Raw genomic sequence first — 13,035 nt, 5'->3', positions numbered from 1 at the left:
TGGCACATTAGCACCACCCCGTCGTCGTAAAAATCCCGTATGAAGACAGTTTGTTGAGGACAAATATGAAAAAACTCGTGTTGTCACTATCTCTGGTGCTGGCCTTTTCCAGCGCCACCGCGGCATTCGCAGCCATTCCGCAGAAAATCCGTATTGGTACCGATCCAACCTATGCGCCGTTTGAATCGAAGAATTCAAAGGGTGAGCTGGTGGGTTTTGACATCGATCTGGCCAATGAGCTGTGCAAACGCATCAAAGCGCAATGTACCTACGTTGAGAACCCGCTGGACGCGCTGATCCCATCCCTTAAAGCAAAAAAAATCGACGTAATTATGTCCTCGCTCTCCATCACTGAAAAACGCCAGCAGGAGATTGCCTTCACCGACAAACTCTACGCGGCCGATTCACGTCTGGTGGTGGCGAAGTCTTCTGATATTCAGCCAACGCTTGAGTCGCTGAAGGGCAAACGCGTGGGCGTGCTGCAGGGCACCACCCAGGAAACCTACGGTAACGAGCACTGGGCGCCGAAGGGGATCGAAATTGTCTCCTATCAGGGCCAGGAAAATATTTACGCAGACCTGACGGCCGGCCGTATTGATGCGGCATTCCAGGATGAAGTCGCGGCAAGCGAAGGCTTCCTGAAAACGCCGATGGGCAAAGATTACAAGTTCGGCGGTCCGTCCATTAAGGATGTGAAGTTGTTCGGTGTGGGTACCGGTATGGGCCTGCGCAAAGAAGACAACGAACTGCGCGAAGCGCTGAACAAAGCGTTTGCGGAAATGCGCGCTGACGGTACCTATGACAAGCTGGCGAAAAAGTACTTTGATTTCAATGTGTACGGCGGCTAATCGCTCCGTCAAATAACGTGCGGCCCCTCCCGATGCGGGAGGGGAAAAGACACGGTTTCACCACTCACGATACGACAGGGCTCGCGGTATGCTGTACGGATTTTCTGGCGTCATTTTACAGGGCGCGCTTGTCACCCTTGAGCTGGCTATCAGCTCCGTGGTGCTGGCGGTGCTGATAGGTCTGGCGGGCGCAGGGGCGAAGCTTTCGGCTAACAAACCGCTGGCGCTCATTTTTGAAGGCTATACCACGCTCATTCGCGGCGTACCCGATCTGGTGCTGATGCTGCTCATCTTTTATGGTCTGCAGATTGCGTTAAACAGCGTAACGGATGCGATGGGACTGGGACAAATTGATATCGACCCGATGGTGGCCGGTATTATTACCCTCGGTTTTATCTACGGTGCCTACTTCACCGAAACCTTTCGCGGTGCTTATATGGCCGTGCCGAAAGGTCACATTGAGGCGGCAACCGCATTTGGTTTTACCTCTTCACAAACGTTTCGCCGGATCATGTTCCCGGCCATGATGCGCTATGCGCTGCCGGGCATTGGTAACAACTGGCAGGTTATCCTCAAAGCGACGGCGCTGGTCTCTTTGCTCGGTCTGGAAGATGTGGTCAAAGCCACTCAGCTGGCGGGTAAAAGCACCTGGGAGCCCTTCTACTTTGCGGTGGTTTGTGGCGTGATCTATCTGGTCTTTACGACCGTCTCCAATGGTGTGCTGCTTCTGCTTGAGCGTCGCTACTCCGTGGGTGTGAAGAGGGCTGACCTGTGATTGAGATTATTCAGGAATACTGGAAATCCCTGCTGTGGACAGATGGCTATCGCTTTACCGGCGTGGCGATCACGCTGTGGCTGCTGATTTCGTCCGTGGTGATGGGCGGCATTCTGGCGGTGTTTCTCGCCATTGGCCGCGTGTCGAACAATAAATTTATTCAGTTCCCCATTTGGCTGTTTACCTATGTCTTTCGCGGTACGCCGCTGTACGTGCAGCTGCTGGTCTTCTATTCAGGCATGTACACGCTGGAAATCGTAAAAGGCACGGAAATGCTGAATGCGTTCTTCCGTAGCGGCCTGAACTGTACGGTGCTGGCGTTGACGCTCAACACCTGTGCCTATACCACCGAGATCTTCGCCGGGGCTATTCGTTCCGTGCCTTATGGCGAGATTGAAGCGGCGCGGGCGTATGGCTTTTCGTCGGTAAAACTTTACCGCTGCATTATTCTGCCATCGGCGCTGCGTATTGCGCTGCCTGCGTACAGCAACGAAGTGATTCTGATGCTGCACTCCACTGCGCTTGCCTTTACCGCGACGGTGCCGGATCTGCTCAAAATCGCGCGCGATATTAACTCCGCGACCTATCAGCCGTTTACCGCGTTTGGCATTGCGGCGGTGCTCTATTTAATTATCTCTTATGTCTTGATTAGCCTGTTCCGCAAGGCTGAAAAACGCTGGTTGCAGCATATAAAACCTTCTTCGACGCACTGAGAAAGATGATGGCTGAGAACAAATTAAACGTTATTGATTTGCACAAACGCTACGGCGAACATGAAGTGCTGAAAGGGGTGTCGCTGCAGGCGAATGCAGGCGACGTAATCAGTATCATCGGCTCATCCGGCTCGGGTAAAAGTACCTTCCTGCGCTGCATTAACTTCCTCGAAAAACCGAGTGAAGGCTCGATTGTGGTGAGCGGGCAGAATATTAATCTGATACGCGATAAAGACGGCCAGCTGAAGGTGGCGGATAAGAATCAGCTGCGTCTGCTGCGCACGCGTCTGACCATGGTGTTCCAGCACTTCAACCTCTGGAGCCATATGACGGTGCTGGAGAACGTGATGGAAGCGCCGATTCAGGTGCTGGGCCTGAGCAAACAGGAAGCCCGCGAGCGCGCGGTGAAATACCTGGCGAAAGTGGGTATCGACGAGCGTCAGCAGATGAAATACCCGGTGCACCTCTCCGGCGGTCAGCAGCAACGTGTCTCCATCGCCCGCGCGCTGGCGATGGAACCCGAAGTGCTGCTGTTCGATGAACCGACCTCAGCGCTGGATCCTGAACTCGTTGGCGAAGTGCTGCGCATCATGCAGAAGCTGGCCGAAGAGGGCAAAACGATGGTGGTGGTGACGCACGAGATGGGCTTTGCCCGTAACGTTTCTAACCACGTCATCTTCCTGCATCAGGGCAAAATTGAAGAGCAGGGCCATCCGGACGACGTCTTAGCGAATCCGCAAAGCCCGCGTCTGCAGCAGTTCCTGAAAGGCTCCCTGAAATAACGGGGGTTTTCCCTCTCCCTGTGGGAGAGGGTTGGGACGAGGGCATCAGACCGCAGTACAGCCCAATCGCCCGGTGGCGCTTCGCTTACCGGGCCTACAAAAACCGTAGTGCCGCCCGGCATTCAGACCGCACCACACTCCAGCCGATAGACCCAGTCGTCATACCGCACCCCATTAATTTCATATGCCTTTTCCAGTACCTGCGTACGCACAAAACCGGCTTTCTCCAGCACGCGCACCGACCCGCCGTTATCCGCCAGCACAAACGCGTTAATGGCCTTCACGCCGGTCTGGTTAAAGGCGTAATCACACACCGCGCGCAGCGCCTCGCTGGCAATACCTTTCCCCTGCGCAGCAGGCACAACCGTATAGCCGATATCTGCCTCTTCATGATTCGCCGGGCTGATTTGCAGGCCAATATCGCCAAGCGGGGTCTCCTCATCCCGAAAACGGATCACGAAAACATGCTCGGCCATCAGGCGCGCGGCAAACACGCGTCGGGTCTCTTTTTCCGGCGCGATGGCGGACATATAGCGCATGATGTCGCGGTTTTCACGCAGCGAGCGGAAGAAGGCCCAGTCGGTGGGTTCGAAAGGGGTGAGATGAAGCCGGGGAGTGGTGATGGTTGCCATTGTTACGCCATTTCATCGGAACATGGCGTACAACTGTAACATATTCACCGCACCACATCCCCCAGCGCCTCTTCTAAGTCATACCAGCGGAACGCGAACCCCGCCGCTTCCAGCCGTTTGGGTAGCGCCCGTTGTCCGCCTAATACCAGCACGGACGCTTCACCCATCATCAGGCGAATCACCGTGGCAGGTACGCGCAATATCGCCGGGCGATGCAGGGCGTGCCCCAGAGCGTGAGCAAACTGTTCATTACGCACGGGATATGGCGCGACCATATTAAACGGTCCGCGCAGGTCGTTATCCAGCAGCCAGAGAATGCCGTTGACCATATCGTCGATATGGATCCACGCCAGATACTGACGGCCGTTGCCAATCGGTCCACCGAGTCCCAGCTTAAAAGGCGGGAGCATTTTGCCCAAAATACCGCCGTTCGGCGCCAGTACCACACCGGTACGCAGCAGGCAGACGCGGGTACGATCGCTTTGCGCCGCACAGGCGATGCGTTCCCACTGGGCACAGAGTTTATGGGTAAATTCGTTGTGGGGCGGCTCTTCCTCGGTCACCACCACTTCGCCAAGATCGCCGTAATAGCCCGTCGCTGAGCCCGAAATCAGCACCGACGGCGGCGTGTGGCTGTTGCGAATCAGCTCAACCAGCTTCTCGGTGATGTTCCAGCGGCTGCTGCAGAGCCGCTGTTTCTGCTCTTCGGTCCAGCGCTTATCGGCAATGGGTTCACCCGCGAGGTTGATGACGGCATCAAAGCCGTCCAGATTCTGCTGCTCAGCCAGCCCTTTCCAGATGTCGACGCCTGCGCCCAGCACCTGACGCGCTTTTTCCGGGCTGCGCGTCACCACGGTGATGTCATGATGCAGCGCCTGAAGACGCGCAATGAGATGGCGACCAATCAGACCCGTACCGCCGGTCAGCAAAATCTTCATACAACCTCCAGGTTTATCCCTGGCATCGCCAGCTTAACGTCATAGAGACGGAGTCGGCGTAGCGCAGGGCGTGAAGTTTATCGATCTCTACTTCAGCATAAGTGACCCAGTGATGATCGCGTGCGATATCGAGCACATCCTGAGTTAATTTCTCCAGCAGAGAGAAGCGGTTGTTCTCCACGTACTGAATGATGTTTTTGGTTATCGTGCGATAGTTCAGCGCGTCATTGATGTCTTCGCTGGCCCGCGCTTTGTCGGCGGGATAGTGAATAACCACATTAATGACAATATCCTGACGGTTGGCAATCTCTTCCTCTTTGATACCGATGAAGGTACGCAAGCGTAAATTTTTTATACGAATAATAGCGTCTGGCTGTGACATTGCAGGTCTTCTCCGTGTCAGTAATTGCCGCCCATAATACATGAGAGGCTTGCAGGCACACAGCCTCCTATAAGGTTAAATCTGCTGGATTTTTTGCAGTGCGCGTTCGGTGGCCGGGCGGGTACGGATACGTTCAAACCAGTTGTTCACCGCCGGGTAGGACGCGAGATCAATCCGGTGTTTTTCATGGGTATTCACCCACGGCCAGCAGGCGATATCGGCAATGCTGTAATGATCTCCCCCAAGCCACGGCGTTTTTTCCAGCCGCTGGTTTAGCACGCCATACAAACGTTGCGTCTCCACCTGATAGCGTTCTATCGCATAAGGGATGGGCTGCGGGGCGTAAGCGGTAAAATGGTGGTTCTGTCCCAGCATGGGCCCAAGTCCGCTCGCCTGCCAGAAGAGCCATTGCAAGGTATGGTGACGTTCACGCAGCTCCCCGCTCAGGAGTTTGCCGGTTTTCTCCGCCAGATAGAGCAAAATTTCGCCGGATTCAATCAGGCTCAACGGTCTTCCTCCGTCGGCCGGCTGATTGTCAATAATGGCCGGAATTTTATTGTTCGGCGAGATAGCCAGAAAGAGAGGACTGAACTGTTCACCTTTGCTGATATCCACGCGAATGATTCTGTAATCCAGTTCGGCTTCTTCGAGAAAGAGGGTGATCTTATGGCCGTTTGGGGTAGGGGCGTAATAAAGGTCAATCATTCTCAACTCCTGTCCATGCGAATAGTAGTGCCACGACAACTGAGTATAGGTAATTGTTGTAAATCGTGAGTTTTCATCAAGTGACAGCGGGGCAAAGAGATTATATGTTGAGTAAAAAACCGATCAGCCGATGAGGATGTTATGAACCAGCCCCTAATCACGTTGTGGTCCGATGCGAATTTCTTTTCCCCCTATGTCATGAGCGTGTACGTTGCGCTGGCTGAAAAAGGGCTTACTTTTACGCTGAAGACCGTTGATCTCGACGGCGGGGAACATCTCAAACCGCAGTGGCAGGGTTACGATCTCACCCGACGCGTGCCGGTGCTGGAGGTTGACGGCTTTGCGCTGAGCGAATCATCAGCGATCGATGAATACCTGGAAGATCGTTTTGCGCCGCCCGAGTGGGAACGGATCTATCCTCACGATCTGCAAAAACGCGCCCGTGCGCGGCAGATCCAGGCGTGGCTACGTAGCGACCTGGTGCCGATTCGTGTAGAGCGCTCGACAGATGTCGTGTTTGCCGGGGTGAAAAAGCCAGCTCTGAGCGCGGAAGGTACGCACAGCGCCCAAAAACTGATTGAAACGGCCACGTCGCTTCTCGCGCACGGCAATCCGAACCTGTTTGGTGAATGGTGCATTGCCGATACCGACCTGGCGCTGATGCTGAACCGCCTGATCCTCAACGGCGATGAAGTCCCTCAGCTGCTGGTGGATTATGCAGCGTTCCAGTGGCAGCGCGCCTCTGTGCAGCGCTATGTGGCACTCTCCGCTAAGCGCGCGGGCTGATAAGCCCTGACGCTTCAGGTATGATAAGGGCAGTGAGTTTTCCGAGGGAGAGACGAATGAAATTGATGTTTGCGTCGGATATCCATGGATCGCTGCCCGCGACCGAGCGCGTGCTTTCTCTGTTTGCGCAAAGCGGCGCGCAATGGCTGGTGATTCTGGGGGATGTGTTAAACCATGGCCCGCGCAATGCGCTGCCAGAAGGCTATGCCCCTGCGCAGGTCGCGGAGAAGCTTAATCCGTTTGCCTCGCGCATCATTGCCGTGCGCGGTAACTGCGACAGCGAAGTCGACCAGATGCTACTGCACTTTCCCCTTACCGCTCCGTGGCAACAGGTACTGCTGGAAAACAGCCGCCTGTTCCTGACCCACGGGCACCTTTTCGGCCCGGATAATCTCCCGGCACTCGCGGCTGGCGATGTCCTGGTTTACGGTCATACTCATATTCCGGTGGCTGAAAAACGCGGTGAAATTTATCACGTTAACCCGGGGTCGGTCAGCATACCCAAAGGCGGATATCCTGCGAGCTATGGCATGCTGGATGGAAATACCCTGAGCGTAATCGCACTTAATGATCAGCAAGTTATTGCGCAGGTAGCGATTAATCCGTAAGTTACACCCCAACTGCAAACGCGCCGAAAGAGCGCTTAGACGAGAAGGTTTCCCGATGGTGGAGCAGAATCATTTGGCAAGTACTGAATGGGTTGACATTGTCAGCGAAGAAAATGAAGTGATCGCGCAGGCCAGCCGCGAACAAATGCGTGCAGAGCGTCTGCGTCACCGTGCAACCTACATTGTTGTGCATGACGGCATGGGCAAGATTCTGGTTCAGCGTCGCACGGACACGAAAGATTTTCTCCCAGGTATGCTGGATGCCACAGCGGGTGGTGTCGTGCAGGCCGATGAAGTGCTGCTGGATTCCGCGCGTCGTGAAGCGGAAGAAGAGTTAGGGATTGCCGGTGTGCCATTTGCTGAACACGGGCAGTTCTATTTCGAAGACGAACATTGCCGCGTCTGGGGCGGACTGTTTAGCTGCGTTTCCCACGGGCCTTTCGCCCTGCAGGAAGAAGAAGTGAGCGAAGTCTGCTGGATGACGCCGGAAGAGATTACCGCGCGTTGCGACGAGTTCACGCCGGATTCGTTAAAAGCACTGGCGCTATGGATGACCCGCAACGCCAAAAACGAATCCGCTAAGCCGGAAAATAAAGCGGAAAAAGAGGAAGAGGCTGAATAAGCCTTAACAGCTTTCCCGCAGACACAGGCTGGACGCGATAGGTTTATGGTCGCGCCAGTCTCCATCATTCAGACGTTCCAGTAACGCTTTCCCGGCCTCAATTCCAATCTTTCGATGCGGTACCGCCATGGTCGTCAGCGGCGGCTGACAGACGCGGCTGACGTCGCTATCCCCAAAGCCTACGACGGCAAGATCGTCCGGCACTTTGATTCGCCGACGCTGACACTCATACAGCGCACCGCAGGCCAGTTCGTCTGAAACGCATACCAGCGCATCCAGCTCCGGCCACGCCAGCAGAAACTCAGGCAGCTGCGCCGCACCGGTCGAGAAGCTCGGCGGCATGGCGGCGTTAATTACCCGGTTCGGCGACAGATGATGGCGCAGCATCGCTTTGTACCAGCCCTGCAAATGCTGCTGGAAAATCCACTGTTCCTGGTTGGCGCACAGCAGGCCGATATTCTGGTAGCCGCGCTTAATAACCATTTCTGTTAGCTCATACATGGCCGCCACGTTATCAATCCCGATATTCATATCAATCGGGTCGGCGCGCATAGCACCCATCTCCATCACCGGGATGGAGGCATTTTTCAGCCAGTGGCGAACGGTGTCGGTATGCTCCACGCTGAGCAGGATCGCGGCGGCAATATTTGACGCCAGCAGCGTTTCCAGCAGCTTTTCCTCCTGTTCAAGACGATGCTGAGACTCGGCCAGCATGATCTGGTATCCGGCAGGCTGAAGCACCTGCTGTAGCCCGGCAAACATCTCTGAACACCCAGCTTCGGAAAGATTAGGAACAACCATTGCGATCGTCCATGACGACGCCGATGCCAGTGCGCTGGCGGCGAGATTGGGCATATAACCCAGTTCCTGCACCGCAGCTTCAATTTTTTCACGCAGTTTATCGGAAACCTGTTCCGGCGTGCGGAGCGCACGGGAGACGGTCATCGTGCCAACTCCGGCAAGCTGTGCGACATCCGCGAGCGTGACTTTTCCGGTACTGCGCCGTTTTCGGGTTAAAGACATACACCTTCCTGCTGACCAGACGCGTTCTTATTCCTTCACTCCAGGTGACAGGCAGTATACGCCTTAAATCCCTTTTTTTGCTGTGATTTCACACGATGATGGCATTTTGATAGCGCTATCACACTTCTGCATGTTAATCGTTGGTAGCGCTATCTTTGTGACAGGGATCGCAGTCAAGGATTGATGGGTTGAATAAAGTTTGCTCATCTTTGGCGTGACGACGGAGTGAAAAGTGCTCAAAAAGTGGATATATGATACAACCATCACGCTTCAGGAGAGCGTTGAAAGCTGGCCTCAGGCGCTGGAGATATGCGCGAAACCGTTACTGGAGCTGCAGGTGATTGAACCGGAATACGTGACGGCAATCATTCAGCAGCACCATGCTTTAGGACCGTATTATGTGCTGGCACCAGGGCTGGCCATGCCGCATGCGCGGCCGGAAGAAGGCGCCAAAGGACTGGGGTTGTCATTACTAAAACTAAAACAGGGTGTCTCTTTTGGTGCCGGGGAGTTTGACCCTGTCGATGTCATTATTATGCTCGCGGCACCGGACAAACATAGCCATATCGAGATGATCTCATCGCTGGCAGAGTTATTTTCCAGCGACGAAGATATGGAAAAATTACATCAGGCGAATACCCTGGAGGACATTAAAACCATTATTGACCGCTTCTGATTTAATTCTTTAATCCGATTATTCACAACATTACGCGCCAGCGTGATGGGGCGTGCTCTACTCATAAAAGGGGACAACAATGAAAATCATGGCTATTTGTGGGTCTGGCCTGGGCAGCAGTTTTATGGTCGAAATGAACATTAAAAAGGTGCTCAAAAAGCTGGAAATTGACGCCGAGGTTGAACACTCCGATCTCTCCTCCGCCACGCCGGGCGCGGCTGACCTGTTCGTGATGGCAAAAGATATTGCCGCCAGCGCCAGCGTACCGGAAAGCCAACTGGTGGTGATCAATAACATCATTGATATCAACGAACTTGAAGCGCAACTGCGCGCCTGGTTCGAAAGACAATAATCCTGATAAGGCGAGGTGGATATGTTTATCCTTGAAACGCTGAATTTCGTTGTTGATATTTTAAAAGTCCCTTCGGTGCTGGTCGGATTAATTGCCTTGATCGGTCTGGTTGCGCAGAAAAAAGCGTTTTCAGATGTGGTGAAGGGAACCATTAAAACGATTCTTGGTTTTATTGTGCTGGGTGGTGGCGCCACGGTGCTGGTGGGGTCATTAAATCCATTGGGGGGGATGTTCGAGCACGCCTTTAATATTCAGGGCATCATTCCCAATAATGAAGCGATTGTTTCGATTGCGCTGGAAAAATACGGTGCCTCTACCGCGCTGATTATGGCGTTTGGGATGGTAGCGAATATTATCGTCGCGCGCTTTACCCGTCTGAAGTACATCTTCCTGACCGGGCACCACACGTTTTACATGGCGTGCATGATTGGCGTAATTCTCACCGTGGCGGGCTTTGAGGGGGTAGGGCTGGTCTTTACCGGATCGCTGATCCTCGGCCTGATTATGGCTTTCTTCCCGGCCATTGCGCAGCGTTACATGAAGCGCATCACCGGTAACGATGAGATCGCCTTCGGCCACTTCGGCACCCTGGGCTACGTGCTGTCCGGCTGGATTGGCAGCAAGGTCGGCAAAGGCTCTCGTTCAACCGAAGAGATGAACCTGCCGAAGAACCTGAGCTTCCTGCGCGACAGTTCGATCTCTATCTCCCTGACGATGATGATTATCTACCTGATCATGGCGGTGAGCGCCGGGCGGGAGTACGTCGAAGCCACCTTCAGCGGCGGTCAGAACTACCTGGTTTACGCCATTATCATGGCGATCACCTTCGCGGCGGGCGTTTTCATCATCCTGCAGGGCGTGCGCCTGATTCTGGCGGAAATCGTCCCGGCCTTTACCGGCTTCTCTGAAAAACTGGTGCCGAACGCACGCCCCGCGCTGGACTGCCCGGTGGTCTACCCCTATGCGCCAAATGCCGTGCTGATTGGCTTCCTGTTCAGCTTCCTCGGGGGAATTGTCGGGTTGTTCATCTGCGGGCAGTTCAGCTGGGTGCTGATCCTCCCGGGCGTCGTGCCGCACTTCTTTACCGGTGCAACGGCGGGCGTGTTCGGTAATGCCACCGGCGGACGTCGCGGGGCAATGATAGGCGCCTTCGCCAATGGTCTGCTGATTACCTTCCTGCCGGTTCTGCTGCTGCCGGTGCTGGGCGCGATTGGCTTTGCGAACACCACCTTCTCGGACGCCGATTTCGGCGCGGTGGGGATTGTGCTCGGTAACCTGGCGCGCTTCCTGTCACCGCTTGCCATCACCGGGCTGGTCGTGGCGCTGTTCGCGCTGCTGGTGGCCTACAACCTGTTTGCGAAAAACAAACCTGCGGGCGGTAACGCGCAGGAAAATACCGGAGCCAAATCATGAATGAGAATGAGATAACCGAGCTGGCGCGCCAGATTCGCCTTGAGACGCTGAAATCGCTGACGCAGCTCGGATTTGGACACTACGGCGGCAGCATGTCGGTGGTCGAAACGCTGGCCGTGCTGTACGGCGCGGTGATGAAAATCGACCCGGCAGATCCGGACTGGCCAGAGCGAGATTATTTTGTCCTGTCAAAGGGCCATGCGGGCCCGGCGCTGTACAGCACGCTGGCGATCAAGGGCTACTTCCCGGTGGAGGAGCTGAGCACCCTGAATCAGAACGGTACGCGCCTGCCGAGCCATCCGGATCGCCTGAAAACACGCGGCGTGGATGCGACCACCGGTTCGCTGGGGCAGGGGATTTCCATTGCTGGCGGGATGGCGCTCTCGCACAAGCTCGCGGGGCGACCGAATCGGGTTTTCTGCATTGTCGGTGACGGCGAGCTGAACGAGGGACAGTGCTGGGAAGCCTTCCAGTTTATTGCCCACCATCGTCTGAACAATCTGACGGTATTCGTCGACTGGAACAAACAGCAGCTGGATGGCGAACTGGATGAAATCATTTGCGCGTTTGACCTCGAAGGGAAATTCCGTGCCTTTGGTTTTGACGTGGTGACCGTGAAGGGAGACGACATTTCGGCGCTGCTGGACGTGACGTCGCGCGTGCCGGCGAAAGACGCCCGCCCGCAGGTGGTGATCCTCGACAGCATTAAAGGGCAGGGGGTGCGGTATCTCGAACAGCTCAGCAATTCGCACCACCTGCGATTGACCGCGGAGAGCAAAGCGGCCCTCAACGAGACGATTCGCCAACTGGAGGCTTCACATGATTAAGGTTGCACCGGCAGGACAGAAAGACGCCGTTGAGATGCGTAAGGTCTACGCGGGCTTCGTGGCAAAGCAGATTGAGGCCGGAAGCGAGATTATCGCCCTGGAAGCGGACCTGATGAGTTCGATGGCGATGGACGGCGTGGCGCGCGATTATCCGCAGCACGTGATTAACTGCGGCATCATGGAGGCCAACGTGATCGGTACAGCTGCCGGGCTGTCGCTCACCGGTCGCAAACCGTTCGTGCATACGTTCACCGCGTTTGCCAGCCGACGCTGCTTCGACCAGCTGTTTATGTCCCTGGACTATCAGCGTAACAACGTGAAGGTGATAGCCTCGGATGCTGGCGTGACGGCCTGTCACAACGGCGGGACGCATATGTCGTTCGAGGATATGGGCATCGTGCGCGGTCTGGTGCACTCGGTGGTGCTGGAGGTGACCGACGCGGTGATGTTTGACGATGTGCTGCGCCAGCTTATCGATCTGGAAGGCTTCTACTGGGTACGCACCATCCGTAAGCAGGCGCCGAGCGTGTATGCGCCGGGCTCAACCTTCACCATCGGCAAAGGCAACGTGCTGCGTGAGGGAAGCGATATTACGCTTATCGTCAATGGCATTATGGTAGCGGAAGCGCTGGAGGCGGCGCGTCAGCTGGAGCAGGAGGGGGTCAGTGCAGCGGTTATTGATATGTTCACCCTGAAGCCCATCGACCGAATGCTGGTGAAAAACTACGCTGAGAAAACCGGGCGCATCGTGACCTGTGAAAACCACAGCATTCACAACGGTCTTGGCTCGGCGGTGGCGGAAGTGCTGGTGGAAACCTGCCCGGTGCCAATGCGACGCGTGGGGGTGAAAGAGCGTTACGGTCAGGTGGGGACGCAGGACTTCCTGCAGAAGGAGTACGGCCTGACGGCACATGACATCGTGTCGGCGGCGCGAGAGCTGCTGTAATAAAAAA

At 55.4% G+C, this 13,035-nt stretch carries 17 protein-coding genes; 12 read left to right on the top strand and 5 right to left on the bottom strand.

Going from position 1 to position 13,035, the window contains the following annotated elements:
- Positions 1-65 precede the first annotated feature (65 nt).
- From hisJ to hisP, 4 genes are all read left to right on the top strand, one after another.
- Complete coding sequence (hisJ, locus tag BFV64_RS15830) at positions 66-848, top strand: histidine ABC transporter substrate-binding protein HisJ (RefSeq protein WP_045281760.1); 783 nt, start codon at positions 66-68, stop codon at positions 846-848.
- Positions 849-936: 88 nt separating this feature from the next.
- Positions 937-1,623, top strand: a complete 687-nt coding sequence (locus BFV64_RS15825; protein WP_014884661.1) for a histidine ABC transporter permease HisQ — start codon at positions 937-939, stop codon at positions 1,621-1,623.
- Positions 1,620-2,336 carry an ABC transporter permease gene (locus tag BFV64_RS15820; protein ID WP_008502590.1) on the top strand — a complete coding sequence of 239 codons (717 nt, stop codon included), beginning with the start codon at positions 1,620-1,622 and terminating at the stop codon, positions 2,334-2,336. The genes BFV64_RS15825 and BFV64_RS15820 overlap by 4 nt, the downstream gene beginning before the upstream one ends.
- A gap of 8 nt (positions 2,337-2,344) precedes the next feature.
- Entirely contained in the window at positions 2,345-3,118 is a 774-nt protein-coding gene (gene hisP, locus BFV64_RS15815; RefSeq protein WP_014884660.1) for a histidine ABC transporter ATP-binding protein HisP, read from the top strand.
- 122 nt (positions 3,119-3,240) lie between these two features.
- On the opposite strand, the gene BFV64_RS15810 is transcribed toward hisP, so the two are convergent.
- From BFV64_RS15810 to yfcG, 4 genes are all read right to left on the bottom strand, one after another.
- Positions 3,241-3,750 (bottom strand): GNAT family N-acetyltransferase, encoded by a 510-nt coding sequence (locus BFV64_RS15810; RefSeq protein WP_023330979.1) that lies wholly within the window; start codon positions 3,748-3,750, stop codon positions 3,241-3,243.
- Positions 3,751-3,794: 44 nt separating this feature from the next.
- A complete protein-coding gene (locus tag BFV64_RS15805; RefSeq protein ID WP_023330978.1) occupies positions 3,795-4,688 on the bottom strand; it encodes a TIGR01777 family oxidoreductase in 894 nt (297 codons plus the stop codon).
- Positions 4,689-4,701: 13 nt separating this feature from the next.
- Entirely contained in the window at positions 4,702-5,070 is a 369-nt protein-coding gene (gene folX / locus BFV64_RS15800; protein WP_014884654.1) for a dihydroneopterin triphosphate 2'-epimerase, read from the bottom strand.
- 75 nt (positions 5,071-5,145) lie between these two features.
- Positions 5,146-5,775, bottom strand: a complete 630-nt coding sequence (gene yfcG / locus BFV64_RS15795) for a GSH-dependent disulfide bond oxidoreductase (protein WP_069602272.1) — start codon at positions 5,773-5,775, stop codon at positions 5,146-5,148.
- A 141-nt stretch (positions 5,776-5,916) separates the two neighbouring features.
- Between yfcG and yfcF the strand changes: the two genes are divergently transcribed.
- From yfcF to yfcD, 3 genes are read left to right on the top strand one after another with little or no spacing between them, the layout of a single operon-like run.
- On the top strand, positions 5,917-6,561 hold the full coding sequence (yfcF, locus tag BFV64_RS15790; RefSeq protein WP_014884652.1) for a glutathione transferase: 645 nt from the start codon (positions 5,917-5,919) through the stop codon (positions 6,559-6,561).
- A gap of 56 nt (positions 6,562-6,617) precedes the next feature.
- Positions 6,618-7,169, top strand: a complete 552-nt coding sequence (yfcE, locus tag BFV64_RS15785; protein WP_014884651.1) for a phosphodiesterase — start codon at positions 6,618-6,620, stop codon at positions 7,167-7,169.
- Positions 7,170-7,224: 55 nt separating this feature from the next.
- On the top strand, positions 7,225-7,791 hold the full coding sequence (gene yfcD, locus BFV64_RS15780; RefSeq protein WP_006811396.1) for an NUDIX hydrolase YfcD: 567 nt from the start codon (positions 7,225-7,227) through the stop codon (positions 7,789-7,791).
- A 3-nt stretch (positions 7,792-7,794) separates the two neighbouring features.
- Here the strand turns inward: yfcD and BFV64_RS15775 are convergent, their stop codons facing one another.
- On the bottom strand, positions 7,795-8,814 hold the full coding sequence (locus BFV64_RS15775) for a LacI family DNA-binding transcriptional regulator (protein ID WP_014884650.1): 1,020 nt from the start codon (positions 8,812-8,814) through the stop codon (positions 7,795-7,797).
- Between the two features lie 232 nt (positions 8,815-9,046).
- On the opposite strand from BFV64_RS15775, the gene BFV64_RS15770 reads away from it, so the two are divergent.
- The 5 genes from BFV64_RS15770 (at position 9,047) to BFV64_RS15750 (ending at position 13,028) form a co-directional block, all read left to right on the top strand.
- On the top strand, positions 9,047-9,490 hold the full coding sequence (locus tag BFV64_RS15770; protein ID WP_014884649.1) for a PTS sugar transporter subunit IIA: 444 nt from the start codon (positions 9,047-9,049) through the stop codon (positions 9,488-9,490).
- Between the two features lie 79 nt (positions 9,491-9,569).
- Positions 9,570-9,842, top strand: coding sequence for a PTS sugar transporter subunit IIB (locus BFV64_RS15765; RefSeq protein ID WP_014884648.1), 273 nt, complete (start codon positions 9,570-9,572; stop codon positions 9,840-9,842).
- Between the two features lie 21 nt (positions 9,843-9,863).
- Entirely contained in the window at positions 9,864-11,255 is a 1,392-nt protein-coding gene (locus BFV64_RS15760) for a PTS ascorbate transporter subunit IIC (protein ID WP_014884647.1), read from the top strand.
- The gene (locus tag BFV64_RS15755) at positions 11,252-12,082 is read left to right on the top strand and encodes a transketolase (protein WP_045269235.1); all 831 of its coding nucleotides are present in this window, start codon (positions 11,252-11,254) and stop codon (positions 12,080-12,082) included. The genes BFV64_RS15760 and BFV64_RS15755 overlap by 4 nt, the downstream gene beginning before the upstream one ends.
- Entirely contained in the window at positions 12,075-13,028 is a 954-nt protein-coding gene (locus tag BFV64_RS15750; RefSeq protein WP_069602271.1) for a transketolase family protein, read from the top strand. The genes BFV64_RS15755 and BFV64_RS15750 overlap by 8 nt, the downstream gene beginning before the upstream one ends.
- Positions 13,029-13,035: the final 7 nt, after the last annotated feature.

It is taken from the genome of Enterobacter kobei (assembly GCF_001729765.1).
Classification (GTDB): Bacteria; Pseudomonadota; Gammaproteobacteria; order Enterobacterales; family Enterobacteriaceae; genus Enterobacter; species Enterobacter kobei.
This window is presented reverse-complemented; position numbering and strand designations above follow the sequence as displayed.

Coding starts and splice junctions, on each gene's coding strand:
- yfcG (WP_069602272.1), bottom strand. CDS start 5,775: ATGATTGACCTTTATTACGCCCCTACCCCAAACGGCCATAAGATCACC.
- yfcF (WP_014884652.1), top strand. CDS start 5,917: ATGAACCAGCCCCTAATCACGTTGTGGTCCGATGCGAATTTCTTTTCC.
- hisJ (WP_045281760.1), top strand. CDS start 66: ATGAAAAAACTCGTGTTGTCACTATCTCTGGTGCTGGCCTTTTCCAGC.
- BFV64_RS15775 (WP_014884650.1), bottom strand. CDS start 8,814: ATGTCTTTAACCCGAAAACGGCGCAGTACCGGAAAAGTCACGCTCGCG.
- BFV64_RS15755 (WP_045269235.1), top strand. CDS start 11,252: ATGAATGAGAATGAGATAACCGAGCTGGCGCGCCAGATTCGCCTTGAG.
- BFV64_RS15825 (WP_014884661.1), top strand. CDS start 937: ATGCTGTACGGATTTTCTGGCGTCATTTTACAGGGCGCGCTTGTCACC.
- yfcE (WP_014884651.1), top strand. CDS start 6,618: ATGAAATTGATGTTTGCGTCGGATATCCATGGATCGCTGCCCGCGACC.
- yfcD (WP_006811396.1), top strand. CDS start 7,225: ATGGTGGAGCAGAATCATTTGGCAAGTACTGAATGGGTTGACATTGTC.
- BFV64_RS15750 (WP_069602271.1), top strand. CDS start 12,075: ATGATTAAGGTTGCACCGGCAGGACAGAAAGACGCCGTTGAGATGCGT.
- BFV64_RS15810 (WP_023330979.1), bottom strand. CDS start 3,750: ATGGCAACCATCACCACTCCCCGGCTTCATCTCACCCCTTTCGAACCC.
- hisP (WP_014884660.1), top strand. CDS start 2,345: ATGGCTGAGAACAAATTAAACGTTATTGATTTGCACAAACGCTACGGC.
- BFV64_RS15760 (WP_014884647.1), top strand. CDS start 9,864: ATGTTTATCCTTGAAACGCTGAATTTCGTTGTTGATATTTTAAAAGTC.
- BFV64_RS15805 (WP_023330978.1), bottom strand. CDS start 4,688: ATGAAGATTTTGCTGACCGGCGGTACGGGTCTGATTGGTCGCCATCTC.
- folX (WP_014884654.1), bottom strand. CDS start 5,070: ATGTCACAGCCAGACGCTATTATTCGTATAAAAAATTTACGCTTGCGT.
- BFV64_RS15765 (WP_014884648.1), top strand. CDS start 9,570: ATGAAAATCATGGCTATTTGTGGGTCTGGCCTGGGCAGCAGTTTTATG.